Origin of the sequence: Kitasatospora sp. NPDC051914, from assembly GCF_040680995.1 — a bacterium.
Lineage (GTDB): Bacteria > Actinomycetota > Actinomycetes > Streptomycetales > Streptomycetaceae > Kitasatospora.
Genome location: NZ_JBFAXX010000013.1, coordinates 21,258 through 46,082, shown reverse-complemented (window position 1 = coordinate 46,082; position 24,825 = coordinate 21,258). Strand labels below are relative to the sequence as shown.

The 24,825-nt window shown below is 72.4% G+C and carries 19 protein-coding genes; 13 read left to right on the top strand and 6 right to left on the bottom strand.

Annotation, left to right across the window (positions count from 1 at the left end; genetic code table 11):
• The first annotated feature begins 23 nt into the window (after positions 1-23).
• The 3 genes from AB0M03_RS11195 (at position 24) to AB0M03_RS11185 (ending at position 4,364) form a co-directional block, all read left to right on the top strand.
• Positions 24-950 carry an FCD domain-containing protein gene (locus AB0M03_RS11195; protein ID WP_363490873.1) on the top strand — a complete coding sequence of 309 codons (927 nt, stop codon included), beginning with the start codon at positions 24-26 and terminating at the stop codon, positions 948-950.
• 633 nt (positions 951-1,583) lie between these two features.
• Positions 1,584-3,221 (top strand): RNA polymerase sigma factor, encoded by a 1,638-nt coding sequence (locus AB0M03_RS11190; protein WP_363490871.1) that lies wholly within the window; start codon positions 1,584-1,586, stop codon positions 3,219-3,221.
• A gap of 225 nt (positions 3,222-3,446) precedes the next feature.
• Positions 3,447-4,364, top strand: a complete 918-nt coding sequence (locus AB0M03_RS11185) for a serine protease (RefSeq protein ID WP_363490869.1) — start codon at positions 3,447-3,449, stop codon at positions 4,362-4,364.
• 148 nt (positions 4,365-4,512) lie between these two features.
• On the opposite strand, the gene AB0M03_RS11180 is transcribed toward AB0M03_RS11185, so the two are convergent.
• Positions 4,513-4,743, bottom strand: a complete 231-nt coding sequence (locus tag AB0M03_RS11180; protein ID WP_363490867.1) for a hypothetical protein — start codon at positions 4,741-4,743, stop codon at positions 4,513-4,515.
• A 497-nt stretch (positions 4,744-5,240) separates the two neighbouring features.
• Between AB0M03_RS11180 and AB0M03_RS11175 the strand changes: the two genes are divergently transcribed.
• The 3 genes from AB0M03_RS11175 to AB0M03_RS11165 all read left to right on the top strand — a co-directional run bounded on the left by AB0M03_RS11175 (position 5,241) and on the right by AB0M03_RS11165 (position 9,775).
• A complete protein-coding gene (locus AB0M03_RS11175) occupies positions 5,241-7,349 on the top strand; it encodes a DNA topoisomerase IV subunit B (RefSeq protein ID WP_363490865.1) in 2,109 nt (702 codons plus the stop codon).
• 432 nt (positions 7,350-7,781) lie between these two features.
• Positions 7,782-8,147 carry a DUF485 domain-containing protein gene (locus AB0M03_RS11170; RefSeq protein ID WP_363491007.1) on the top strand — a complete coding sequence of 122 codons (366 nt, stop codon included), beginning with the start codon at positions 7,782-7,784 and terminating at the stop codon, positions 8,145-8,147.
• Positions 8,144-9,775 carry a cation acetate symporter gene (locus AB0M03_RS11165; RefSeq protein WP_363490863.1) on the top strand — a complete coding sequence of 544 codons (1,632 nt, stop codon included), beginning with the start codon at positions 8,144-8,146 and terminating at the stop codon, positions 9,773-9,775. The genes AB0M03_RS11170 and AB0M03_RS11165 overlap by 4 nt, the downstream gene beginning before the upstream one ends.
• Before the next feature lie 41 nt (positions 9,776-9,816).
• Here AB0M03_RS11165 and AB0M03_RS11160 read toward each other — a convergent pair whose 3' ends face one another.
• The 3 genes from AB0M03_RS11160 to AB0M03_RS11150 form a co-directional block, all read right to left on the bottom strand.
• The gene (locus AB0M03_RS11160) at positions 9,817-10,152 is read right to left on the bottom strand and encodes a hypothetical protein (RefSeq protein ID WP_363490861.1); all 336 of its coding nucleotides are present in this window, start codon (positions 10,150-10,152) and stop codon (positions 9,817-9,819) included.
• A gap of 241 nt (positions 10,153-10,393) precedes the next feature.
• A complete protein-coding gene (locus tag AB0M03_RS11155) occupies positions 10,394-11,077 on the bottom strand; it encodes a response regulator (protein WP_363490859.1) in 684 nt (227 codons plus the stop codon).
• Complete coding sequence (locus AB0M03_RS11150) at positions 11,074-12,660, bottom strand: sensor histidine kinase (RefSeq protein WP_363490857.1); 1,587 nt, start codon at positions 12,658-12,660, stop codon at positions 11,074-11,076. The genes AB0M03_RS11155 and AB0M03_RS11150 overlap by 4 nt, the downstream gene beginning before the upstream one ends.
• Before the next feature lie 236 nt (positions 12,661-12,896).
• Between AB0M03_RS11150 and AB0M03_RS11145 the strand changes: the two genes are divergently transcribed.
• The 3 genes from AB0M03_RS11145 (at position 12,897) to AB0M03_RS11135 (ending at position 15,707) form a co-directional block, all read left to right on the top strand.
• Entirely contained in the window at positions 12,897-13,721 is an 825-nt protein-coding gene (locus tag AB0M03_RS11145) for an ABC transporter ATP-binding protein (protein WP_363490855.1), read from the top strand.
• Positions 13,711-14,580 carry an ABC transporter permease gene (locus AB0M03_RS11140; RefSeq protein ID WP_363490853.1) on the top strand — a complete coding sequence of 290 codons (870 nt, stop codon included), beginning with the start codon at positions 13,711-13,713 and terminating at the stop codon, positions 14,578-14,580. Before AB0M03_RS11145 ends, AB0M03_RS11140 begins: the two co-directional genes overlap by 11 nt.
• Before the next feature lie 65 nt (positions 14,581-14,645).
• Positions 14,646-15,707, top strand: coding sequence for an ABC transporter substrate-binding protein (locus AB0M03_RS11135; protein WP_363490851.1), 1,062 nt, complete (start codon positions 14,646-14,648; stop codon positions 15,705-15,707).
• A gap of 53 nt (positions 15,708-15,760) precedes the next feature.
• Here the strand turns inward: AB0M03_RS11135 and AB0M03_RS11130 are convergent, their stop codons facing one another.
• Positions 15,761-16,660 (bottom strand): sucrase ferredoxin, encoded by a 900-nt coding sequence (locus tag AB0M03_RS11130; protein WP_363490849.1) that lies wholly within the window; start codon positions 16,658-16,660, stop codon positions 15,761-15,763.
• A 109-nt stretch (positions 16,661-16,769) separates the two neighbouring features.
• Positions 16,770-19,220, bottom strand: coding sequence for a DNA topoisomerase IV subunit A (locus AB0M03_RS11125; RefSeq protein WP_363490847.1), 2,451 nt, complete (start codon positions 19,218-19,220; stop codon positions 16,770-16,772).
• A 308-nt stretch (positions 19,221-19,528) separates the two neighbouring features.
• Between AB0M03_RS11125 and AB0M03_RS11120 the strand changes: the two genes are divergently transcribed.
• From AB0M03_RS11120 to AB0M03_RS11105, 4 genes are all read left to right on the top strand, one after another.
• Positions 19,529-20,866: a pitrilysin family protein gene (locus tag AB0M03_RS11120; RefSeq protein ID WP_363490845.1), complete on the top strand. Its 1,338-nt coding sequence runs from the start codon at positions 19,529-19,531 to the stop codon at positions 20,864-20,866.
• A gap of 8 nt (positions 20,867-20,874) precedes the next feature.
• Positions 20,875-22,242, top strand: a complete 1,368-nt coding sequence (locus AB0M03_RS11115; RefSeq protein WP_363491005.1) for a pitrilysin family protein — start codon at positions 20,875-20,877, stop codon at positions 22,240-22,242.
• 304 nt (positions 22,243-22,546) lie between these two features.
• Positions 22,547-23,740, top strand: coding sequence for an RtcB family protein (locus AB0M03_RS11110; protein ID WP_363490843.1), 1,194 nt, complete (start codon positions 22,547-22,549; stop codon positions 23,738-23,740).
• Between the two features lie 101 nt (positions 23,741-23,841).
• The gene (locus AB0M03_RS11105; protein WP_363490841.1) at positions 23,842-24,753 is read left to right on the top strand and encodes a glutaminase; all 912 of its coding nucleotides are present in this window, start codon (positions 23,842-23,844) and stop codon (positions 24,751-24,753) included.
• Positions 24,754-24,825 lie beyond the last annotated feature (72 nt).

Here is a 24,825-nt window from a genome sequence, read left to right as displayed (position 1 = left end):
GCCGCAGACGATCACCCTTTCGTGTGCTTTTCACGAGAATCCTCAAGCCGCGTGGGGTGATCGCCGACAAAGGACGTGTGAGTACCCTTGCGCACCCCGCCATGACCACTGCCCGTTCGGCCGACCCGATGGCCGCCGCCGACCTCGACCGCTTCCCCTACGCCGAACGGCCCGTCCCGCCCGCCCCCCGCTGGGAGGGCGCCGAGTCCGAGCTCGCCCGGGTCGGCCGCAAGACCACCAGCAGCCGCGGCCGCGGCCTGCACGGCCAGCTCGTCCAGCAGCTCGGCCAGATGATCGTCTCCGGCGACCTCGGCGCCGACCGCCCTCTCGTGCCGGAGGAGATCGGCCAGCGCTTCGAGGTCTCCCGCACCGTCGTCCGCGAGTCCCTGCGGGTCCTGGAGGCCAAGGGACTGGTCAGCGCCCGGCCCAACGTCGGCACCCGGGTCCGCCCGGTCGCCGACTGGAACCTCCTCGACCCCGACATCATCGAGTGGCGCGCCTTCGGCCCGCAGCGCGACGAGCAGCGCCGCGAGCTGTTCGAGCTGCGCTGGGCGATCGAGCCGCTGGCCGCCCGCCTCGCCGCCGGCCACGGCCGTGAGGACGTCCAGCACCGCCTGGTCGAACTGACCGAGGTCATGGCCCACGCCGCCGCCCAGGGCGACACGGTCGGCTACTCCCGGGCCGACGCCGAACTGCACGGTCTGGTCCTGCAGATGGCGGGGAACCGCATGCTGGAGCACCTCTCCGGCATCGTCTCCTGCGCCCTCCAGGTGTCCGGCGGTCCCGGCTCGACCTGCGAGCGGCCCTCGGACGCGGCGATCAGCCTGCACGCCCGCCTGGTCGACGCCCTCGGCACCGGGGACGGCACCGCGGCGGAGACGGCGATCCGGGCGCTGCTCACCGTGCACCCGGACATCGAGCACGCCGTCCCGGCACCGCGCGAACACTGATCCGGGCAGGGCGACCACCGTGCGCGAGCGCCGGACCCCACCCGGCGCCGACCCGGTACTCGACGTGAGCACCGACACCCCGGCGTCCCGCATCCGGCGCCGTCGGAACCCGCCCAGGCCGCCGGCACCTGCGCCGGGCCGTGAGCCCGGGCCGCCGGTACCGGCGCGAGCCGCGGCACCCGGCGCGAGGAGCGGATCGGACCCCGCTCCGGGCGCCGGCACCGGACCCCGCCCGGCGCAGGTGCCGCGCCCGTCCGGCCGACCGCCGTTCGGCCCCTGCACCACGGCCCTTCCGCGGCCCCGCGGCCCGTCCCCCAAGGCTTCGGGGGGCCGTGCCGGCGGGCAGTGGAGGGGCCCGGAGGCGGTTCCGCCGGTGGTGTGACCCGCGCCACGAACGGGATGCGTAACACTGGAGGGGTGGCAGCGATGTGTACGGAGCGGAAGCAGCTCCGGAATACCACCACCATGTCAGAATGCTGTGTTGGTCTGCGGCGCTGCTGCCGTCCCGCAAACCCAGTCCTCGTCCACCAGTCCGAGCCGGTCGGAGTCGACCCCGCACGTGAGCGTGCGTGATCGTCTCCGGTTCTCTCGTACGGCCGGGTACGGGTTCGAGTCCACTCATCGTCCGAGAGGTTGTTCGTGTCGGCCAGCACATCCCGTTCCCTCCCCCCCGAGATCGCCGAGTCCGCAGCACTGCTCGCGCTCATCGAGCGGGGCAAGGCCCAGGGGCAGATCGCCGGTGACGACGTGCGTCAGGCCTTCGAGGCGGACCAGATCCCGGTCACCAAGTGGAAGAACGTCATGCGCAGCCTCAACCAGGTGCTGATTGAGGAAGGAGTGGACCTCATGGTCAGTGCGGCCGAACCGGCCGGCTCCAAGCGCAAGAGCGTCGCGGCCAAGAGCACCACCAAGCGCACCGCGACCAAGACGGTCACCACCCGTACCCCGGCCGCCCCGACGAAGCCGCCGGTGCGCATCGCACCGGCTGCGACGCCGGCCGCCCCCGTGGCCGCCCCGGCCGTGGTCGCCTCCGTCGCCGCCGAGATCAGCGTGGTCGAGGCCTCCTCCTCCGAGGTCGTCGCGGCCAAGGCGGCGGCCGCCAAGAAGGCCGCGCCCGCCAAGAAGGCCGCCGCGAAGAAGACCGCCGCGCCCGCGAAGAAGACCGCCGCCAAGAAGACCGCCGCCACCAAGAAGGGCGACGAGGAGCTGCTCGGCGGCGAGGAGGAGCTGCTCGAGGACGTGGCGCTCCCCGGCGACAAGGCCGCCGAGGGTTCCGACACCCCGGAGGAGGAGTCGGAGGGCTTCGTCCTCTCCGACGACGACGAGGACGACGCGCCGGCCCAGCAGGTCGCCGTCGCCGGTGCCACCGCCGACCCGGTCAAGGACTACCTCAAGCAGATCGGCAAGGTCCCGCTGCTCAACGCCGAGCAGGAGGTCGAGCTCGCCAAGCGCATCGAGGCCGGCCTGTTCGCCGAGGACAAGCTGAGCCAGGCCGACAAGCTCGCCCCCAAGCTCAAGCGCGAGCTGGAGATCATCGCCGAGGACGGCCGCCGCGCCAAGAACCACCTGCTGGAGGCCAACCTCCGCCTGGTGGTCTCGCTGGCCAAGCGCTACACCGGCCGCGGCATGCTCTTCCTGGACCTCATCCAGGAGGGCAACCTCGGTCTGATCCGTGCGGTCGAGAAGTTCGACTACACCAAGGGCTACAAGTTCTCGACCTACGCCACCTGGTGGATCCGCCAGGCGATCACCCGCGCCATGGCCGACCAGGCCCGCACCATCCGCATCCCGGTGCACATGGTCGAGGTCATCAACAAGCTGGCCCGCGTCCAGCGCCAGATGCTCCAGGACCTGGGCCGCGAGCCCACCCCGGAGGAGCTGGCCAAGGAGCTCGACATGACCCCCGAGAAGGTCATCGAGGTCCAGAAGTACGGCCGCGAGCCCATCTCGCTGCACACCCCGCTCGGCGAGGACGGCGACAGCGAGTTCGGTGACCTGATCGAGGACTCCGAGGCGGTCGTCCCGGCCGACGCGGTCTCCTTCACCCTGCTGCAGGAGCAGCTGCACTCGGTGCTCGACACCCTGTCCGAGCGCGAGGCCGGCGTCGTCTCGATGCGCTTCGGCCTGACGGACGGTCAGCCGAAGACGCTGGACGAGATCGGCAAGGTCTACGGGGTGACCCGTGAGCGCATCCGCCAGATCGAGTCCAAGACCATGTCGAAGCTGCGGCACCCGTCGCGTTCGCAGGTCCTGCGCGACTACCTCGACTGATCCCCGGGGGAACCCCCGGAGACCCGGCGAGCCCGAAGGGGCCCGGAGCAGACGCTCCGGGCCCCTTCGGCGTTTCCGCAGCCGCCGCCACGAGGTCACTTCTCTTCCGCCGCCCGGCTCCCGTGATCGCTCGTACGGGTGGCGGTGCGCCACATGACGACACGTAAGGTAACCGCTCGACTACGCTGTGGCGGTTGTCTGTCGTCGACCACGCTTGGAGACCCAGTGCCTTCCCTGGACGCCTCCGCCTTCCGGCCCCGATCCCTCGCCCCCCGCAGCAGCCCGGGCCCGGCGCCCGCAGCCGTCGGTGCCGGCCGCGGGCGCGCACGGCGGGCGCTGGCCGCGGCGCTGCTGGCCTCACTGCCGGCCTCGCTGGTCGTGCTCGGCACCGCCGGGCCCGCCCACGCGCAGCGCAGGATCGTCGGCGGATCGACCTCCTCCACCGCCGACCACCCGTGGATGGTCGCGATCGCCAGCCGCCAGCAGTTCGGCACCACCCGCTCCGGGCAGTTCTGCGGGGGCGTGCTGGTCTCCGCGACCAAGGTGGTCACCGCCGCGCACTGCTTCTACGACGAGCGCACCGGCCGCCGCGCCGACCGGCCCGGCCTGCAGGCCGTGATCGGCCGTGACGATCTGCGCACCCGCGACGGACGGGAGGTGACGGTGCGCAGTGTGTGGATCGACCCCGGGTACGACTTCGGCCACAACCTGCGGGACGTGGCGGTGCTCACGCTCGCCGAGGCGCAGTCCGGTCGCCCGGTGATCGGCATGGTCGGCCAGGGGGAGACCGGGCCGTACGCGGCGGGCACTCCGGCGACGGTCTACGGCTGGGGCGACACCCGGGGGAACGGCAGTTACTCGCCGATCCTGCGGTCGGTCGACGTGCCGGTGATCGCCGACGAGGTGTGTTCGCGCGCCTACCCTGCGGGTGGGGACAGCCCGTACGACGCGCGGGTCATGGTCTGCGCCGGCGCCGAGCAGGGCGGGCGGGACGCCTGCCAGGGCGACAGCGGCGGGCCGCTGGTGGTCGCCGGCCGGCTGGCGGGGCTGGTGTCCTGGGGGACGGGCTGCGCGGAGGCGGCCCACCCCGGCGTCTACACCCGGGTGGCCGCGGTGAGCGACGATGTGCGCTCCGTGCTCTGACGCTCACCGTCCGACGCGGTGTCAGTCCGTGTGCACCCGCTCACGGATGGCGAGGGTCGGGACGGAAAAGGGCCGGACGGCAGGTCGATCGACCTGCCGTCCGGCCCGTCGGCCCGTGCCGACTTGGCTCGTCGCGCGAGTGCTGCGGTCAGCGCTCGTCGTCGTTGGCCGTGGCGGGCGTCGTGCTCAGACGACCCGTCTCGTCCTGTATCTCCACCGAGATCTTCTTGAGCTCGGGCTCGAACTTCCGGCCGTGGTGGGCACAGAAGAGCAGTTCTCCGCCGCTGGCGAGGACAACGCGCAGGTAGGCCTGGGCGCCGCAACGGTCGCAGCGGTCAGCCGCGGTGAGCGGGCTCGCAGGGGTCAGAACAGTAGTCACGTCGCCTCTTCTCTAGCTCGACGAGCTGTCGTACCAGGGTCAACATCCAACCAGGTCGATTTCGTTCCCGCTCGTGGCTTTTCTTCTCTGAGGATTCTGCTTGTGTTGATGAGGACGTGCCCCGGGGCCCGGCGGTTCATGCGTGCCGGTTCCCGTGGCGGCCACCCCTCGTCGAACGCCCGATCGAGGCGATGTCCGAGGTCCGCGTAGCATAATCCTCTGCTGGGTTGGAGCATAAGCCCCGTCCCGAGCACCGGTAGCCTGCATCGCAGCAGCTCCGCCGCCTGCGACCGGGTGCCACGGTCCGCCAGGAACCGTGGTGGCAGGAGGAGATGGCGTTCCGGCGCCCCGGTGCCCGGCCAAGGTCGTGTTCGCGCAGCGCGTACAGGCTGCGACGGCCGCCACACTCCGCCGTCTCGCCCTGTGAGAGCGCGTCGGGGGCGGGCGGTGGTCCGAGCAGACGAGTCAGAGAACTTCATTGAGGAGTGCAACGCCGCATGAGTGCCGAATCAGTGCCGTCCGCCCTGCTGGCCAAAGACGACGGTTCCAACTACACCGCTCGGCACCTGCTCGTCCTGGAGGGCCTGGAGGCCGTCCGCAAGCGCCCCGGCATGTACATCGGGTCCACGGACAGCCGCGGCCTGATGCACTGCCTGTGGGAGATCATCGACAACTCCGTCGACGAGGCGCTCGGCGGCTTCTGCGACCGGATCGAGGTCCTCCTGCACCACGACGGCTCGGTGGAGGTCCGCGACAACGGCCGCGGCATCCCCGTCGACGTCGAACCCAAGACCGGCCTGTCCGGCGTCGAGGTCGTCATGACCAAGCTGCACGCCGGCGGCAAGTTCGGCGGTGGCTCCTACGCCGCCTCCGGCGGTCTGCACGGCGTCGGCGCCTCCGTGGTGAACGCCCTCTCCGCCCGCCTGGACGTCGAGGTCGACCGCAGCGGCCACACCCACGCGATCAGCTTCCGGCGCGGCACCCCCGGCATCTTCACCGAGCTCTCCCCGGACGCCCCGTTCGAGGCGGCGAGCGGCCTGGTCAAGAAGGGCAGGGCCCCGCGCGGCCGCACCGGCACCCGCATCCGCTACTGGGCGGACCGGCAGATCTTCCTCAAGGACGCCCGGCTCTCCCTGGAGAGCCTGCACGCCCGCGCCCGGCAGACCGCCTTCCTCGTCCCCGGCCTCACCATCATCGTCCGTGACGAGCGCCTGACGGAGAGTGAGGAGGTCGACGAGGCGACCTTCCGCTTCGACGGCGGCATCGCCGAGTTCTGCGACTTCCTCGCGCCCGACAAGCCGATCTGCGACGTGGTGCGGCTGCACGGCGAGGGCAACTTCAAGGAGACCGTGCCCGTCCTCGACGAGCTCGGCCACATGACCCCCACCGAGGTCACCCGCCACCTCGGCGTGGACATCGCGCTGCGCTGGGGCGCCGGCTACGACACCACCATGCGCTCCTTCGTGAACATCATCGCCACCCCCAAGGGCGGCACCCACGTCACCGGCTTCGAGCGCTCCCTCGCCAAGACCGTCAACGAGGTGCTGCGCGGCGCCAAGATGCTCCGCGTCGCCGAGGACGACATCACCAAGGACGACGCCCTGGAGGGCCTCACCGCGGTGGTCACCGTCCGGCTCGCCGAGCCGCAGTTCGAGGGCCAGACCAAGGAGGTGCTCGGCACCTCGGCCGCCAACCGGATCGTCGCCGCCGTGGTCGCCAAGGAGCTGAAGGCCTTCCTGACCTCCGCCAAGAAGGACGAGAAGGTCCAGGCCCGCGCCGTCCTGGAGAAGGTCGTCGCGGCCGCCCGCACCCGGGTCGCCGCCCGGCAGCACAAGGAGGCGCAGCGCCGCAAGACCGCGCTGGAGACCTCCTCGCTGCCGGCCAAGCTGGCCGACTGCCGCAGCGACGACGTCGACCGCAGCGAACTCTTCATCGTCGAGGGGGACTCGGCGCTCGGCACCGCCAAGCTCGCGCGCAACTCCGAGTTCCAGGCGCTGCTGCCGATCCGCGGCAAGATCCTCAACGTGCAGAAGGCCTCCGTGGCCGACATGCTCAAGAACGCCGAGTGCGCTTCGATCATCCAGGTCATAGGAGCGGGCTCCGGGCGGACCTTCGACATCGACCAGGCCCGTTACGGCCGGGTCATCTTCATGGCCGACGCCGACGTCGACGGCTCGCACATCCGCTGCCTGCTGCTGACCCTCTTCCAGCGCTACATGCGGCCGATGGTCGAGCAGGGCCGGGTGTTCGCCGCGGTGCCGCCGCTGCACCGGATCGAGCTGACCAACCCCAAGCGCGGCCAGGGCAAGTACCACTACACCTACTCGGACGCCGAACTGCGGCGCACCCTGCTGGAGTTCCAGTCGAAGGGGCTGCGCTGGAAGGAGCCGGTGCAGCGCTACAAGGGCCTCGGCGAGATGGACGCGGACCAGCTGGCGGAGACCACCATGGACCCGCGGCACCGCATCCTGCGCCGGATCAACCTCGGCGACCTGGAGGCCGCGGAGAAGACGTTCGACCTGCTGATGGGCAACGACGTCGCCCCGCGCAAGGAGTTCATCGTGGATTCCGCCGCGACCCTGGACCGCTCGCGCATCGACGCCTGAGCGCGGCCCCGGCCCGACGGGCCCTCCACCCCGCGGGGCGGAGGGCCCGCGGCGTGTCGCCGGGGCAGCGGGGTCGGCCCCGTGGCTGACCTGGCGTCAGAACGCTTCGCGCAGTGGGCCGTCCGGGCGGAGGGGCTCCGTTCGTGAGGCCCGCCCTCCCCTCATCAGTTCGAGTGAACGTATCTGCACCGGTTGGCGGCGGCGCCCCGCGGAGCTCCATCCTGGTCGGGTCACTGCGGCCGGAGGGTTCCGTTCCGGCGCCGAGTCCGACGCCGCCCGTCCGCGCGCGTCCCCGTTCAGGAGCGTCCCGTGGCGCAGCAGCAGAGCTTCGACTGGTGGGCCGGCCAGGTGCCGGGCCGCCCCGCCGCCCGGCAGGCCCGGGTGCCCGCACCGGCCGCCGCCGCGCCGTCGGCAGCGCCGGAGCCGGAGCAGGTGTCGGAGCCGGAGCAGGCGTCGGGGCAGGTGCCGGAGACCTCCGTGCCGGCCGCGGGCGAGGTGTACCGGGCGGTGCAGTCCAGCGAGGCCTTCGACACGATCCGCCGCAGCCACCGGGGTTTCGTCCTGCCCGCCACCGCGCTCTTCCTCGGCTGGTACCTGCTGTACGTGCTCGCGCAGGCCGCCGCTCCCGCCCTGATGCGGCGCCAGGTCGCCGGCCCGCTGAACGTCGCGTGGCTGCTCGGCCTCGGCCAGTTCGCCTCGACCTTCCTGCTGACCTGGCTGTACGCCCGCAACGCCCGGACCAAGCGCGACCGGGCCGCCCTCGAGCTGCGCTGGGACACCCAGGACCGGCTCCGGTGAGCGCGCCCGCCGCCGCCCCGGCCGGCCACCACGGCCTGGCCGTCGCCCTGTTCGCGGTGGTCGTGCTGGTCACCCTGGCGATCACCCTGTGGGCCGGCCGCCGCGGCCGCGCCGCCGAGGACTTCTACGTCGGCGGCCGCGGTTTCAGCCCGCTGCAGAACGGCCTCGCCCTCTCCGGGGACTACCTCTCCGCCGCCTCCTTCCTCGGCGTGACCGGCCTGATCGCGCTGTACGGCTACGACGGGGTGCTCTACAGCATCGGCTTCCTGGTGGCCTGGCTGGTGGTGCTGATGCTCGTCGCCGAGCTCGTCCGCAACGCGGGCCGCTACACCCTGGCGGACGTGCCGGCGCTGCGGATGCGTGCCCGCCCGGTGCGGGCCGCCGCGGGCACCGCCAGTCTGGCAGTCTCCCTGCTCTACCTGATCGCCCAGATGGTCGGCGCCGGCAGTCTGGTCGCGCTGCTGCTCGGCACCGGTGACGGCCCGGCCAAGGCCTGGACGATCGTCGCGGTCGGCGCCCTGATGATCGTCTACGTGACGGTCGGCGGCATGCGCGCCACCACCTGGATCCAGATCGTCAAGGCCGTGCTGCTGGTGGCCGGTTCGGTGCTGCTGACGGTGCTGGTGCTGGTCCGCTTCCACGGCGACCTCGGCGCGTTGATGCAGGCCGCGGCCGACCGCAGCGGGGCCGGCCGTGCCTACCTGGAGCCCGGGCTGAAGTACGGCGCCGCCCTCACCAGCCGACTGGACTTCGTCAGCCTCGGCCTCGCCCTGGTGCTCGGCACCGCCGGGCTGCCGCACATCGTCTGCCGCTTCTACACGGTGCCGACGGCCCGCGCCGCCCGCCGCTCGACGATCTGGGCGATCGGCCTGGTCGGCGCCTTCTACCTGATGGCCGTGGTGCTCGGCCTCGGCGCGGCGGCGCTGGTCGGCACCCGGGCGGTGCGCAGTGCCAACCCCGCGGGGAACACCGCCGTGCCGCTGCTCGCGGCCGAGCTCGGCGGCGGGCCGGGCGCCACCCGCGGGGTGGTGCTGTTCGCGCTGATCTCCGCGATCGCCTTCGCCACCATCCTGGCGGTGGTCGCCGGCCTGACCCTGGCCTCCTCCGCCGCCTTCGCGCACGACCTGTACGCCGGGGCCCGGCGGCGCGGTCGGGCCGGGGAGGCCGGGCCGGGGACGACCGAGCAGGAGGAGGTGGTGGCGGCCCGGATCTCCGCGGTGGTGATCGGAGCGCTCGCCATCGTGCTCAGCCTGTTCGCCCAGCGGCTGAACGTGGCCTTCCTGGTCGGCCTGGCCTTCGCGGTCGCCGCCTCGGCCAACCTCCCCACCCTGCTGTACAGCCTGTTCTGGCGCCGTTTCACCACCCGCGGCGCGGTCTGGGCGGTCTACGGGGGGCTGCTGCCGGCGGTGCTGCTGGTGGTGTTCTCACCGGTGGTCTCGGGTGCGCCGACCGCGGTCCTCCCCGGGGTGGACTTCCACTGGTTCCCGCTGGAGAACCCGGGTCTGGTGTCGATCCCGCTGGGCTTCCTGGCCGGCTGGCTGGGCACGGTGACCTCCCGTGAGCCGGCCGACGGGGACCGCTTCGCGGAGATGGAGGTCCGCTCGCTCACCGGCGCCGGGGCGGTGTAGCGGCCCGCCCGTGCGGCAGCCCCGGCGCCGGTGAGCGGACGTCAGATCGTGCAGGTGGTGTTCTGCAGGTCCGGGCGGTCGGCGGGGCCGCCGGTGGCGCAGACGATCGCACGGTAGTCGGTGCGGACGGCCGGTGTGGTCAGCGCGAGGTTGCCGGTGCCGATCAGCGAGGACGCGGCCACCGTCTCCCACGGCCTGCCCCATGCCCGCTGGATGCGGACCTCGACCCGCAGCAGGGCGGGCCGGGCGTGGTCGGTCGCGTCCAGGCGCGCCGCGCCCACCACGCCCTCGGTGCTCGGCTGCTGCCAGACGCACGGCCGGACGGTCGCCGTCTGGCACTCCGGCTGAGGCGCAGCCACCGCGGAGCCTGTGGTCACAGCCGTGATCGTTGCCACGGCCGCGGCCAGACCTGCGATACGTGAAATCATGGCACTGTTCTCCTTTGAATCAGAGCCTTGTCGGGTTGCCTGCGCCGACTATGTCATGTCCGTGACAGAATAGCCACCGTGAGTGTGCATCGCATGACCGAACGTCAGGCGTCCCGACGATTAACCACGGGCCGGCCGACCACAGGCCGGCCGACCGCAGTGCGCCGCGCGTGCCGCCGCGGCGGCGGGCCTACCGCCCCGCCAGGCCGTACCGGTGCTCCGGCCGGCCGGTGTCCCCGTACCGCAGGCTCAGCCGCAGCCGCCCGTCCCGCGCCAGCTGCTTCAGGTAGCGCTGCGCGGTCGAGCGCGACAGCCCCGTCCCGTCCGCGACCTCCTGCGCGGACAGCGGCTGCCCGGCCCGCCGCAGCGCGCCCAGCACCAGGTCGGTCGTCGGCGCCGAGTGCCCCTTGGGCAGCGAGGTGGGCGCGGCGGCCGTCCGCAGGGCGGCGAACATCCGGTCGACCTCGTCCTGGCCGGCCTCCCGGGCACCCGCCCCGGCGAGCGCGTGCCGCAGCTCGGCGTAGCCGGTGAGCTTCTCCCGCAGCCCGGCGAAGGTGAACGGCTTGACCAGGTACTGCAGCGCGCCGTGCTGCATCGCCGCGTGCACCGTGGAGACGTCCCGGGCGGCGGTGACCATCATGACGTCGCAGCCGATGCCACTCTCGCGCAGCCGCCGCACCAGGGCGAGACCGGTCTCGTCGGGCAGGTGGTGGTCGAGCAGCACCAGGTCGACGGGGGAGCGCTCCAGCGAGGCGAGGGCCTCCGCGGCGCTGTGCGCCCGGCCGGTGACCCGGAAGCCGGGCACCTTGGCGACGTACGCCGCGTGCACCTCGGCGACCCGGAAGTCGTCGTCCACCACCAGTACGTCGATCATGCCGCCTCCGCCGGGTGCAGGGCCTCGGGCAGTTCCACCGTGAACCGGGCGCCGCCGAGCGGGCCGGTGCCGACCGCGAGCCGGCCCCCGGAGCGCTCCGCCACCCGCCGGACCAGCGCAAGGCCGAGGCCCCTCGGCCGGTGCGCGGGGGCGTCCTTGCTGGTCCAGCCCTCCTCGAAGACCAGCGCCCGCAGCTCCTCGGGCACGCCGGGGCCGCTGTCCGCGACCTCGACGAGCAGGGTCGCACCGACCGGGCGCAGCCGGACCTCGACCGCGCCGGGACCGGCGCCGACCGCGTCCAGCGCGTTGTCGACCAGGTTGCCGACCACGGTGACCAGGGCGCGCGAGTCCACCGCGGCGTCCGGCAGATGGCTGTCGGCGGTGACGGCGAGGGTGATCCCGCGCTCGGCGGCGACCGCGGCCTTGCCCGCCAGCACTGCGCCGACGTGCGGATCCTGCACCTGCTCGCCGATCCGGGCGGACAGTGCGGCGTGCGAACCGGACTCCTCGGAGATGAACGCCGCCGCCTGCTCGTGCCGGCCGAGCTCCAGCAGGCCGAGGAGGGTGTGCATCCGGTTCGCGTGCTCGTGGTCCTGCGCCCGCAGCGCCTCGGTGAGGCTCCGGGTGTTGTCCAGCTCCCGGACGAGCGACTCCAGTTCGGTGCGGTCGCGGAGCGTGGTGACGGCTCCGCCGTCCGCGGTGGCCATCCGGTTGACGACCAGCACCCGGTCGTCGCGGACGGCGGGCAGGTCGGTGCCGGTGATCCGGCCGGTCAGCACGTCCGCCAGCCGGCCCGGCGGCAGCAGCGAGTCCACCGTCTGGCCGGTGCAGTCCTCCGGCAGGGCGAGCAGCCGCAGCGCCTCGTCGTTGGCCAGCCTGATCCGGCCCGCGCCGTCGAGCGCCACCATGCCCTCGCGGATGCCGTGCAGCATCGCCTCCCGCTCCACCAGCAGCGCGGAGATGTCCGCGACCGCGATGTTGTGGGTGCGGCGCTTCAGCCGGCGGGCCAGCAGCAGCGTCGCGGCCAGGCCCGCGGCCAGGCCGGCGCCCGCGCACAGCAGGATGCCGTTCGCCATCGACAGCAGCCGGCGGCGGATCGACACGTCGCTGATCCCCACCGACACCTCGCCGACGATCCGCCCGTCCGCGAGCCGCAGCGGCACCTTGCCGCGGGCGGTCCGTCCCAGCGTGCCGTCCTGGATCGCGGTGACGCTCTCGCCGCGCAGCGCCGGCTGCGGGTCGGTGGAGACCCGCAGCCCGATCCGGGACGGGTCGGTGTGCGAGAGCCGGATGCCGTCCGAGTCGGTGATCACCACGAAGCTCGCACCGGTCGCCAGCCTGATCTGTTCGGCGTTCCGCTGCGCGGTCGCCGAGTCCCGGACGGCCGCGGCCCGGGCGAGCGACTCGTCGGCGGCCGTCACCTGCGCGATCGACAGGGCCCGCTGCATCGCGTCCCGGTCCAGCTCCCGGCTGACCGGGGCGAGGAACAGGCCCGCCGTCACCGCGGTGACGCCGACGGTCACCACCGTCTGGCTGAGCAGAAGCTGGGCGAAGACCCGGCGCGGCCAGTGCAGTCGCCTCATCGCGGCCTCCTTCGGTGCTCAGCGGGGGCGGGGTGGACGGTCACCCTACGTTTCGCCCGTGTTTCGTGCCAGCCCCGCCCAGCCGTTGTAGCGGAAGCAAAAGGAGCAGAACACCCCTCAACGCGGCAAAGCCGCGATAAGCCCGCAAGCCTCCCGCCGCGGCGGTGCCGCTCGTAGCGTCCCGGACCACAGCACCGAGCCGGCGACGACGCCGGCCGAGGAGGTAGGTGGTTCACGTGAGCCTGCACAAGGCCGGCGCCGTCCCGGCGATCGAGCTGACCGGGGCGACCAAACGCTTCCGGACGCCGTCCGGCACCCTGCACACCGCCGTCCGGGACCTCGACCTGACCGTCGCCCCCGGCGAGTTCGTCGCCGTCGTCGGCCCCACCGGCTGCGGCAAGTCCACCACGCTGACCCTGGTCAGCGGCCTGGAGGAGCCCACCGAGGGCGAGGTGAAGGTCTACGGCGGGAGCGTCGACGGGATCAACCCGAACGTCGGCTTCGTCTTCCAGCAGGACGCCGTCTTCCCGTGGCGCACCGTGCTGTCCAACGTCACCGCCGGGCCGCGCTTCCGCGGCGTGCCCGCCGACGAGGCCCGCGAGAAGGCCCGCGACTGGCTGGCCAGGGTCGGCCTCGCCGCCTTCGAGGACCGCTACCCGCACCAGCTGTCCGGCGGCATGCGCAAGCGCGTCGCGCTCGCCCAGACCTTCGTCAACGACCCGAAGATCCTGCTGATGGACGAGCCGTTCTCCGCACTCGACGTGCAGACCCGGGCCCTGATGTCCGACCAGCTGCTCGAGCTGTGGGCCGGCACCGGCTCCTCCGTCGTCTTCGTCACCCACGACCTCGACGAGGCGATCGCCCTCGCCGACCGGGTCGTGGTGATGACCGCGGGGCCGGCCACCGTCAAGGAGGTCTTCACCGTCGACCTGCCCCGGCCGCGCACCGTCGAGGCCGTCCGCCTGGAGCCCCGCTTCGTCGAGCTGTACCGCGAGATCTGGGCCTCCCTCGGCGAGGAAGTCCGCATCACCCGTGAGAGAGGAGCGGGTCGTGCCGCTTGAGACCGCCCCCGCTGCCGCCCCTGCGGCCGCCCCCGCCGCCACCCGCAGCGAGGTCCGCGAGAGGGCCGCCCGCAACCGTCGCAACGGCGTGTTCGCCGCCCGCGCCGGAGTCCTCGTCGCCTTCCTCGGCCTGTGGGAGATCTGCGCCCGCACCGGCGTGATCGACCCGTTCAACTTCTCCCAGCCGTCGAGGATCTGGGCCCAGATCTGGCAGTGGATCACCCACGGCACCGCCCAGGGCTCCCTCGGCGAGCAGATCGGCTACACCCTGTACGAGGCGCTCAGCGGCTGGGTGGTCGGCGTGGTCGCAGGCGTCCTGCTCGGCATCGCCCTCGGCCGGATCCGCTTCCTCGCCGATGTGTTCGGGCCCTACATCAAGGTCCTCAACGCGATCCCGCGCATCGTCCTGGCGCCGATCTTCCTCATCTGGTTCGGCCTCGGCCCGGCGTCCAAGGTCGCCTCCGCGGTCGTCCTGGTGTTCTTCCCGGTGTTCTTCAACGCCTTCCAGGGCGCCCGCGAGGTCGACCGCAACCTCGTCGCCAACGCCCGCATCCTCGGCGCCGACAACCGCAAGGTCACCCTCCAGGTCGTCATCCCCGCCGCCACCACGTGGATCTTCACCAGCCTCCACGTCAGCTTCGGCTTCGCCCTGATCGGCGCCATCGTCGGCGAGTACATCGGCGCCACGAAGGGCCTCGGCCTGATGGTCGCCGCCGCCCAGGGCACCTTCAACGCCGCCGGCGTCTACGCCGCGATGACCATCCTCGCCGTCGTCGCCCTGCTCACCGAAGGCCTGCTCACCTTCGCCGAGAAGCGGCTCTTCCGCTGGAAGCCCGCCGACTCCGGCGACGGCCGCTGACCTCGTCCCCACCCCGCAGACCCTCCGCAGAACCCACCCCCGCGCACCCAGGAAGGCCCCCACCCATGCGCAGAACCGCCGCCGCCGCCCTCGCCGCCGCCCTCCTCCTGCCGCTGGCCGCCTGCGCCAACGACGCCGCCTCCACCTCGCACGGCGGGGCCGCCCCCGCGGGCCCCACCGTCGAAGGCCCCAAGGTCAAGATCATGGTCGGCGGCCTCGACAAGGTCATCTACATGCCCGCCATGCTCACCCAGCGCCTCGGCTACTTCGCCGAGGCCGGCGTCAACGTCGAGCTGATGAGCGAGCCCGCCGGCGTCAACGCCACCACCGCCCTCCTCGCCGGCGACGTCCAGGGGGCCGTCGGCTTCTACGACCACACCATCGACCTGCAGGCCAAGGGCAAGAGCGTCGAATCCGTCGTCCAGTTCTCCCAGGCCCCCGGCGAGGTCGAGGTCGTCTCCGCCAAGCAGGCCGACGCCATCAAGAGCGGCGCCGACTTCAAGGGCCGCAAGCTCGGCGTCACCAGCATCGGCTCCTCCACCGACTTCCTCACCAAGTATCTCGCCGTCAAGAACGGCGTCGACACCAGCCAGTTCAGCCCCATCGCGGTCGGCGCCGGCCAGACCTTCATCGCCGCCATGCAGCAGGGCTCCATCGACGCCGGCATGACCACCGACCCCACCGTCGCCAACATCCTCGCCAAGAACATCGGCACCGTCCTCTACGACATGCGCACCCCCGAAGGCTCCAAGGCGGCCCTCGGCGGCCTCTACCCCTCGTCCTCGCTGTACATGAACACCGCCTGGGTCAACAGCAACAAGGACACCGTGCAGAAGCTCGCCAACGCCTTCGTCAAGACCCTCAAGTGGATGAACACCCACACCCCCGAGGAGATCGCCGCGAAGATGCCCGCCGACTACGCCCAGGGCGGCGCCGAGCAGTACGCGGCCGCCATCAAGGCCACCCTCCCCATGTTCACCACCGACGGCGTCATGCCCGCCGACGGCCCCAAGACCGTCCTCGCCGTCCTCGGCGCCTTCCACCCCGACGTCAAGGGCAAGGAGGCCAGCATCGACCTCGCCAAGACCTACACCACCGAGTTCGTCACCAAGGCCGCAACCGGCTGAGCCCCCCGGACCTGTGACGGCCCGCGCACCCCCGGACAGCGGGCGCAGGGCTGTCACAGCCGTTCCACCGGCCCCGCCACCATCCGCGACGGCCGGCCCGCCGCCTTCCCGCAGCTCTCCGGACGCGGCGGCTCACCCGCCGCCTCCACCACCGGCACCCGCCAGCGGCGCCCGTCCACGTGCCGCACCTCCACCGACCAGCCGCCGTCCACCGCCGCCTGGTGCACCGTCAGCGCCTCCGCCGACGACTCGCCCACCGCCAGCCGCACCGCGTGCTCCGCCGCCTGACCCGGACGCTCCCAGCACGACCGGCCCCGCGAGAACTCCGGCACCGTGTGCCCCGCCGCCGTCGACGCCAGCACCTCCTTCGCCGCCGCCCCCGACAGCCGCCCGTACGCATAACCGAACGGCAGCACCAGCATCGTCGGCGAGAACCGGTGACCCCCCAAATGGGTCACCTCCCACACCTCGCCCAGCCCCGACACCGCCAACTCCGCCGCCAACGGCCGCCCCAGCAGCGCACAGCACCGGTCCCGGCGGCCGTTCGTGCACACCAGCGCGATCGGGCCGCCGCCGTGCTCCATCCCCACACCGCCGTGCACCCCCGCACCCAGCGCCGCGAAATCCAGCCCCAGCAGCTCCGCCGGGTCCGCCACCGACCAGCGCCGCACCCACGACCGCCCCGGCACCGTGTGCGCCACGATCACCCCGTGCCGCGCGACCTCCCGCGCATCCGCATGCCGCCCCGGTGTGCGCACCAGCGCCACCCGCACACCGGATCCCGCCGACGCCGCCTCCAGTGCACGCCCCACCTCGGCATCGAGATGGCTCTCCACCAGCGCCTTCGCACCCCACGGCCCCGCCTGCTCCACCAGCAGCCAGGTCGAGGCCGTCGCCGCAGTCGCGGCGAGCGGCTCGGACAGTTCCAGCGACAGCGTCGCGCAGGTGCTCACCCAGGCAAGCCTACCCTCGCCACCCCCGCCCGCCACGGCGGCGAAACCCCGCCCCAACAGCACGGGGGCGCTGCACCGGCAGCGCCCCCGACACCCTCACGACCGGCCGCTACGCCCGGCCGCCGACCGCCGAGACCTGCGCCGACACCGGCGAACCCGAACCGTCCCGGCGCGGATCGCGCTCCGGCAGCTCCACCGGCGAACCGTTCGCCGCCGCAGCCAGAGCCGGCGCCGCACCCGCCCACGCGAAGGCCAGCACGTCCTCACCGCGCAGGAACCGCTGGCAGCGCACACCACCCGTCGCCCGGCCCTTGCGCGGATACACCTCGAACGGCGTCACCTTCCACGTCGTGTGCTCGCCCCCCGCGAGCGTCCCCGACGCCGCCGCCACCGACAGCACCACCGCGTCCACCGCAGGATCCACCGCCGTGAACGACAGCACCCGGTGCCCGTCCGCCAGCTTGATGCCCGCCATGCCGCCCGCCGGACGGCCCTGCGGACGCACCTGGCCCGCCGGATACCGCAGCAACTGCGCATCCGAGGTGATGAAGACCAGATCCTCCTCGCCGGTGCTCAACTCCACCGCACCGACCACCTCGTCGCCCTCCTTCAGGGCGATCACCTCGAACTCGTCCTTGTTCGCAGGCCACTCCGGCACCACACGCTTCACCACACCCTGCACCGTGCCCAGCGCCAGACCCGGCGACGACTCGTCCAGTGTCGTCAACGCCAACGCCCGCTCCCCGGCCTCCAGCCGCAGGAACTCCGACACCGCGGCACCACCCGCGAGCGACGCCGCACCACCCGGCGGCAACTGCGGCAGATCGATCACCGGCAGCCGCAGCACCCGGCCCGCCGACGTCACCAGACCCACGTCCGCCCGCGCCGTCGCCGCAACCGCCGACACCACCACGTCGTGCTTCGCCCGCTGCTCCGACACCGCCACCGACTCGCCGTCGGCCGTCCGCGCCAGCAGACCCGTCGACGACAGCAGCACCCGGCACGGATCGTCCGCCACCTCCAGCGGCACCGACAGCGCCGCACTCGGCACCGCCCCCGCCTCCAGCAGCACCGTCCGCCGCGCCGTGCCGAACTGCTTCGACACCGCGCCCAGCTCCGACGACACCACGCTGCGCAGCCGCGAATCCGACTCCAGGATCTCCGTCAGCTCCGCGATCTCCGCGTTCAGCCGCTGCTGCTCGGTCTCCAGCTCCACCCGGTCGAACCGGGTCAGCCGCCGCAGCGGAGTGTCCAGGATGTACGCCGTCTGCACCTCCGACAACGAGAAGCGCTCGATCAGCCGCTCCTTCGCCTGCGCCGCGTTGTCGCTCGACCGGATGATCGCAATCACCTCGTCGATGTCGACCAGCGCCACCAGCAGACCCTCGACCAGGTGCAGCCGCTCCTGGCGCTTGCGCCGCCGGAAGTCGCTCCGCCGCCGAACCACCTCGAACCGGTGGTCGACGTAGACCTCCAGCAGCTCCTTCAGACCCAGCGTCAGCGGCTGCCCGTCCACCAGCGCCACGTTGTTGATGCCGAAGGTCTCCTCCATCGGCGTCAACTTGAACAGCTGCTCCAGCAGCGCCTCCGGCACGAACCCGTTCTTCACCTCGATCACCAGGCGAAGACCGTTCTCACGGTCCGTCAGGTCCTTGACGTCCGCAATGCCCTGCAGCTTCTTCGCGTTGACCAGGTCCTTGATCTTCGCGATCACCTTCTCCGGCCCCACGCTGTACGGCAGCTCGGTGACCACGATGCCCTTGCGCCGCGCCGACACGCTCTCGATCGACGTCGTCGCCCGGATCTTGAACGTCCCCCGGCCGTTCTCGTACGCGTCCCGCACACCCGACAGGCCCACGATCCGGCCGCCCGTCGGCAGGTCCGGACCCGGCACGAAACGCATCAGCGTCTCGAGATCCGCGTTCGGGTGCTTGATCAGGTGCCGCGCCGCCGCCACGACCTCCCCCAGGTTGTGCGGAGGCATGTTCGTCGCCATGCCCACCGCGATGCCCGACGCGCCGTTCACCAGCAGGTTCGGGAACGCCGACGGCAGCACCGTCGGCTCGGCCTCGCTGCCGTCGTAGTTCGGACCGAAGTCGACCGTCTCCTCGTGGATCGACTCCACCATCGCCAACGACGCCGCCGTCAGCCGCGACTCCGTGTACCGCATCGCCGCCGGCGGGTCGTCGTTCCCGAGCGACCCGAAGTTCCCGTGCCCGTCGATCAGCGGCAACCGCATCGAGAACGGCTGCGCCATGCGCACCACGGAGTCGTAGATCGACGCATCACCGTGCGGATGCAGCCGGCCCATCACCTCGCCCACCAGGCGCGCACACTTCACGTGCCCGCGATCCGGCCGCAGACCCATCTCGTTGGCCTGGTACAGGATGCGCCGGTGCACCGGCTTCAGACCGTCCCGGGCATCCGGCAGCGCCCGCGAGTAGATCACCGAATACGCGTACTCGAGGAACGAGCCCTGCATCTCGTCCACCACGTCGACATCGAGAATCCGCTCCTCGAAATCACCGGGCGGCGGAGTGGGCGAACTGCGGCGGGCCATCGCGGCGGGGCTCCTTGCGTGTCGGACTGGCGGCTGACCGGCGGCCTCCGACCGGAAACCGCCGCGTCGAACCCTACGGGGGCACGGCGCCCCCCATTGTGGACCCTCCCACCCACAGCCATGCCAACCCCCGCCGCACCCAGGCCCCTGCACCCCACCGCAGCCCCCGCCCCGACACCCCGCCGCGTCCGCCCCTGGCGAACGCCCCACGAGCGCGGACACATCCCGGGCCCCCGCGCGTTGCACCACAATGGGGACACGCACACAGCCCCCGACCTGCACAACCACCAGGGAAGGACCCACAGCGCATGGCCCAGCCGGCCCCCGCCTCCCACCGAGGCCTCGCCATCACCGAACACCGCCTGGCCAACGGCCTGCGCGTGGTGCTCTCCGAGGACCACCTCACCCCGGTCACCGCCGTCTGCCTCTGGTACGACGTCGGCTCCCGCCACGAGGTCAAGGGCCGCACCGGCCTCGCCCACCTCTTCGAGCACCTGATGTTCCAGGGCAGCCGCAACGTCTCCAACAACGGCCACTTCGAACTCGTCCAGGGCGCCGGCGGCTCGCTCAACGGCACCACCAGCTTCGAGCGCACCAACTACTTCGAGACCATGCCCGCCCACCAGCTCGAACTCGCCCTCTGGCTCGAGGCCGACCGGATGGGCTCCCTCCTCGACGCGCTCGACGACACCTCCATGGAGAACCAGCGCGACGTCGTCAAGAACGAGCGCCGCCAGCGCTACGACAACGTCCCCTACGGCACCGCCTTCGAGAAGCTCACCGCCCTCAGCTTCCCCGACGGCCACCCCTACCACCACACCCCCATCGGCTCCATGGCCGACCTCGACGCCGCCACCCTCGAGGACGCCCGCGCCTTCTTCCGCACCTACTACGCCCCCAACAACGCCGTCCTCGCCATCGTCGGCGACCTCGACCCCGAACAGACCATCGCCTGGGTCGAGAAGTACTTCGGCACCATCCCCGCCCACAACGGCAAGCAGCCCCCGCGCGACGGCACCCTCCCCGACACCATCGGCCGCGAACTGCGCGAACTCGTCGAGGAGGACGTCCCCAGCCGCGCCCTCATGGCCGCCTACCGCCTCCCCCACGACGGCACCCGCGAGGCCGACGCCGCCGACCTCGCCCTCACCATCCTCGGCAGCGGCGAATCCAGCCGCCTCTACAACCGGCTCGTCCGCCGCGACCGCACCGCCGTCACCGCCGGCTTCGGCCTGCTGCGCCTCGCCGGCGCCCCCAGCCTCGGCTGGCTCGACGTCAAGACCAGCGGCGACGCCACCCTCGACGCCATCGACACCGCCGTCGACGAAGAGCTCGCCCGCTTCGCCGCCGAAGGCCCCACCCCCGAAGAACTCGAACGGGCCCAGGCCCAGATCGAGCGCGAATGGCTCGACCGCCTCACCACCGTCGCCGGCCGCGCCGACGAACTCTGCCGCTACGCCGTCCTCTTCGGGGACCCCAAGCTCGTCAACGAGGCCCTCCCCAAGGTCCTCGACATCACCGCCGAAGAAGTCCGCGCCGTCGCCGCCGCCCGCCTCCACCCCGAGAACCGGGCCGTCCTCGCCTACGAGCCCACCACCACCGGCCCCGACGCCGACGACACCACCGAGCAGGAGACGGCCGCGTGACCACCCCGATGACCTTCCACCCCCAGCCCACCGCCGGCACCGCCACCCCCTGGGCGTTCCCGGCACCCCAGCGGCTCACCCTCGGCAACGGCATCACCGTCCTGCACTGCCACCGCCCCGGCCAGCAGCTCGTCGCCGTCGACCTCGTCCTCGACGCCCCCCTCGCCGCCGAACCCACCGGCCTCGACGGCGTCGCCAACATCCTCGCCCGCGCCCTCAACGAAGGCACCGAGCACCACACCGCCGAGGAGTTCGCCGCCGAACTCGAACGCGCCGGCGCCACCCTCGACGCCCACGCCGACCACCCCGCCATCCGCGTCAGCCTCGAAGTCCCCGCCTCCCGGCTCGAACGCGGCCTCACCCTCCTCGCCGACGCCCTCCGCGCCCCCGCCCTCCCCGAGGACGAGATCGAACGCCTCGTCGCCAACCGCCTCGACGAGATCACCCACGAACTCGCCAACCCCGCCCGGCGCGCCGCCAAGGCCCTCTACGCCACCCTCTTCGACGCCACCGACCGGCTCTCCCGCCCCCGCAGCGGCACCACGGACACCGTCCGCACCATCGACCGCACCGCGGTCGACGCCTTCTACCGGGCCCACGTCCGGCCCTCCACCACCACCGCCGTCGTCGTCGGCGACCTCACCGGCACCGACCTCCCCGCCCTCCTCGAGAGCACCCTCGGCACCTGGACCGCCGAAACCGCCGAGGCCGCCGCCCACGCCCCCGTCACCGCCGACGACAAGGGCCGCGTGATCATCGTCGACCGGCCCGGCTCCGTCCAGACCCAGCTCCTCATCGGCCGCATCGGCCCCGACCGCCACGACCCCACCTGGGCCGCCCAGATCCTCGGCACCTACTGCCTCGGCGGCACCCTCACCTCCCGCCTCGACCGCGTCCTGCGCGAGGAGAAGGGCTACACCTACGGCGTCCGCGCCTTCGCCCAGCCGCTGCGCTCCGCCGCCGACGGCACCGGCCGCGCCCTGCTCGCGATCAGCGGCTCCGTCGACACCGCCTCCACCGCCCCGGCCCTCGCCGACACCTGGACCATCCTGCGCACCCTCGCCGCCGAGGGCCTCACCGACGCCGAGCGCGACGAGGCCGTGCAGTTCCTGGTCGGCGTCGCCCCGCTCAAGTACGAGACGGCCGGCTCGGTCGCCGCCACCCTCGCCGACCAGGTCGAGCAGAACCTGCCCGACGACTACCAGGCCGAGGTCTACCGCCAGCTCGCCGAGCTCGGCACCGAGGCCGCCACCGAGGCCGTCGTCGCCGCCTTCCCGCCGGACCGCCTGGTCACCGTGCTCGTCGGCGACGCCGCCGTCATCGGCGACGCCGTCCGCGACCTCGGCATCGGAGAGGTCACCGTCGTCGCCAACTGACGTACGGCACCCCGGGCCCGGCGGAGCATCAGCTACGCCGGGCCCTCGCGTTTATTGCATTGCGCCGAAGTCGGCCCGCGTGGGTAGATACTCCCGCTGCCGCACACCGCGGCCGCACCGGACACAGCGCGAGAGGAGGCGGTCACCATGCGGGTCGAGCGCGGCCATCGACGCTCCCCACGACCGTCCTCCGGCTGTTCCGCCGCCTGAGCGCGGTCACACGGACTTCCCCGAGCCGCACCGGGACCAGTTGCGCGGCACCCCCCTACGCTGGAAACAAGCGACCTGTGGAGGTCGAATCACCATGTCGTACACCGAGGTACCCGGCGTCCGCGTGCCCATCCGGATGTGGACCGACCCGGCCACCGTCGAGGGCCAGGCCATGCAGCAGCTGCGCAACATCAGCTCGCTCCCGTGGCTGCACGGCCTCGCCGTCATGCCGGACGTCCACCTGGGCAAGGGCGCGACCGTCGGCTCCGTGATCGCCATGAAGGGCGCCGTCTGCCCGGCCGCGGTCGGCGTGGACATCGGCTGCGGAATGACCGCGGTCAAGACCTCGCTCACCGCGAAGGACCTGCCGGACGACCTGTCCCGGCTCCGCTCCAAGATCGAGCAGGCCATCCCGGTCGGCCGCGGCCTGCACACCGACCCGGTCGACCCGGGCAAGCTGCACGGGCTGGCCGCCGGCGGCTGGGACCGCTTCTGGGACGGCTTCGACGGCATCGCCCCGGAGGTCCGCTGGAAGCGCGAGCGGGCCGCCCAGCAGATGGGGTCGCTCGGATCCGGGAATCACTTTGTTGAGGTATGTGTGGACATGTCCGGTTCGGTGTGGCTGATGCTGCACTCCGGATCGCGCAACATCGGCAAGGAGCTCGCCGAGCACCACATGGGCGTCGCCCGGTCGCTGCCGCACAACCAGGGCCTGATCGACCGCGACCTCGCGGTGTTCATCTCGGACACCCCGCAGATGAACGCCTACCGCCAGGACCTGTTCTGGGCGCAGGACTACGCGAAGCGCAACCGTGCGGTGATGATGGCGCTGTTCCAGGACGTCGTCCGGCGGGAGTTCCCGAAGGCGAAGGTGGCCTTCGACCAGATGATCAGCTGCCACCACAACTACGTGGCGGAGGAGCGGTACGACGGCGTCGACCTGCTGGTCACCCGCAAGGGCGCGATCCGGGCCGGCTCCGGCGACTACGGGATCATCCCGGGTTCGATGGGCACCGGTTCGTACATCGTCCGCGGTCTCGGCAACGACGCCGCGTTCAACTCGGCCTCGCACGGCGCCGGCCGCAAGATGAGCCGCACCGCCGCCAAGAAGCGGTTCACCACGCGCGACCTGGTCGAGCAGACCAAGGGCGTGGAGTGCCGCAAGGACTCGGGCGTCGTCGACGAGATCCCGGGTGCGTACAAGTCCATCGAGAAGGTGATGGACCAGCAGCGCGACCTGGTCGAGGTGGTCGCCCACCTCAAGCAGGTCGTCTGCGTGAAGGGCTGAACTCAGGCCGGGGTGCGCGGGAAGCGCACTCCGGCCTTCCCCGGTCCCGCCGCATCGAACCCGGGCGGGGTGGTGCGGGCGGGCGGGGACACAATGGCCGCGTGGACTACCAGGGACTTCTGCGGGAATCGATGGAGGCCGCCCTCGGGGCGCCGGCGCGCGGGCGGGCGGCGGACTACATTCCGGCGCTGGCGCAGGCCGATCCGGAGGCGTTCGGGATGGCGATCGCGACGGTGGACGGCGGTGTGTTCGGGGTGGGCTCCTGGGAGGAGCCGTTCTCGATCCAGTCGGTCTCGAAGCTGTTCACGTTGGCGCTCGCCCTGGCGGAGGGCGGCGAGGCGCTGTGGCGCGGGGTGGGCCGGGAGCCGTCCGGGAATCCGTTCAACTCGCTGGTGCAGCTGGAGACCGAGCACGGGATTCCGCGCAATCCGTTCATCAACGCCGGTGCGCTGGTGGTGACGGACCGTCTGCTGGAGCTGACGGGCGATGCGGTGGGGGCGGTGCGGGAGTTCCTGCGGCAGGAGTCCGGGAACGGGTCGGTGGCCACGGACGACGCGGTGGCGGCCTCCGAGGCGCGGCACGGCCACCGGAACGCGGCGATGGCGCACTTCATGGCGAGCTACGGGAATCTGCGCAACCCGGTGGACAGTGTGCTGGCGCACTACTACGCGCACTGCGCGATCTCGGCGAGCTGCCGGGACCTGGCGCTGGCGGGGCTGTTCCTGGCGCGGCACGGGGTGCGGGTGGACGGCTCCCGGCTGCTCACCCGGAGCGAGGCGAAGCGGATCAATGCGGTGCTGCTGACCTGCGGCACGTACGACGCGGCGGGGGAGTTCGCGTACCGGGTGGGCCTGCCGGGCAAGAGCGGCGTCGGCGGGGGCGTGCTCGCGGTGCTGCCGGGCCGGGGCTCGGTGTGCGTGTGGAGTCCGGGCCTGGACGCGGCGGGGAACTCGGTGCTGGGGGTCGCGGCCCTGGACGCGCTGACCACGGCGACCGGCTGGTCGGTCTTCTAGCCGAACGGGAGACGGACGAAGGGGTGCACCCGGCGGGAACGCCGTGGTGCACCCCTTCGTCGTGGGTCGCGG

Excerpts from the sequence above, each read along its gene's own strand:
- AB0M03_RS11175 (WP_363490865.1), top strand. The coding sequence starts at position 5,241 with ATGAGTGCCGAATCAGTGCCGTCCGCCCTGCTGGCCAAAGACGACGGT.
- AB0M03_RS11155 (WP_363490859.1), bottom strand. The coding sequence starts at position 11,077 with ATGATCGACGTACTGGTGGTGGACGACGACTTCCGGGTCGCCGAGGTG.
- AB0M03_RS11150 (WP_363490857.1), bottom strand. The coding sequence starts at position 12,660 with ATGAGGCGACTGCACTGGCCGCGCCGGGTCTTCGCCCAGCTTCTGCTC.
- AB0M03_RS11135 (WP_363490851.1), top strand. The coding sequence starts at position 14,646 with ATGCGCAGAACCGCCGCCGCCGCCCTCGCCGCCGCCCTCCTCCTGCCG.
- AB0M03_RS11125 (WP_363490847.1), bottom strand. The coding sequence starts at position 19,220 with ATGGCCCGCCGCAGTTCGCCCACTCCGCCGCCCGGTGATTTCGAGGAG.
- AB0M03_RS11120 (WP_363490845.1), top strand. The coding sequence starts at position 19,529 with ATGGCCCAGCCGGCCCCCGCCTCCCACCGAGGCCTCGCCATCACCGAA.
- AB0M03_RS11115 (WP_363491005.1), top strand. The coding sequence starts at position 20,875 with ATGACCTTCCACCCCCAGCCCACCGCCGGCACCGCCACCCCCTGGGCG.
- AB0M03_RS11110 (WP_363490843.1), top strand. The coding sequence starts at position 22,547 with ATGTCGTACACCGAGGTACCCGGCGTCCGCGTGCCCATCCGGATGTGG.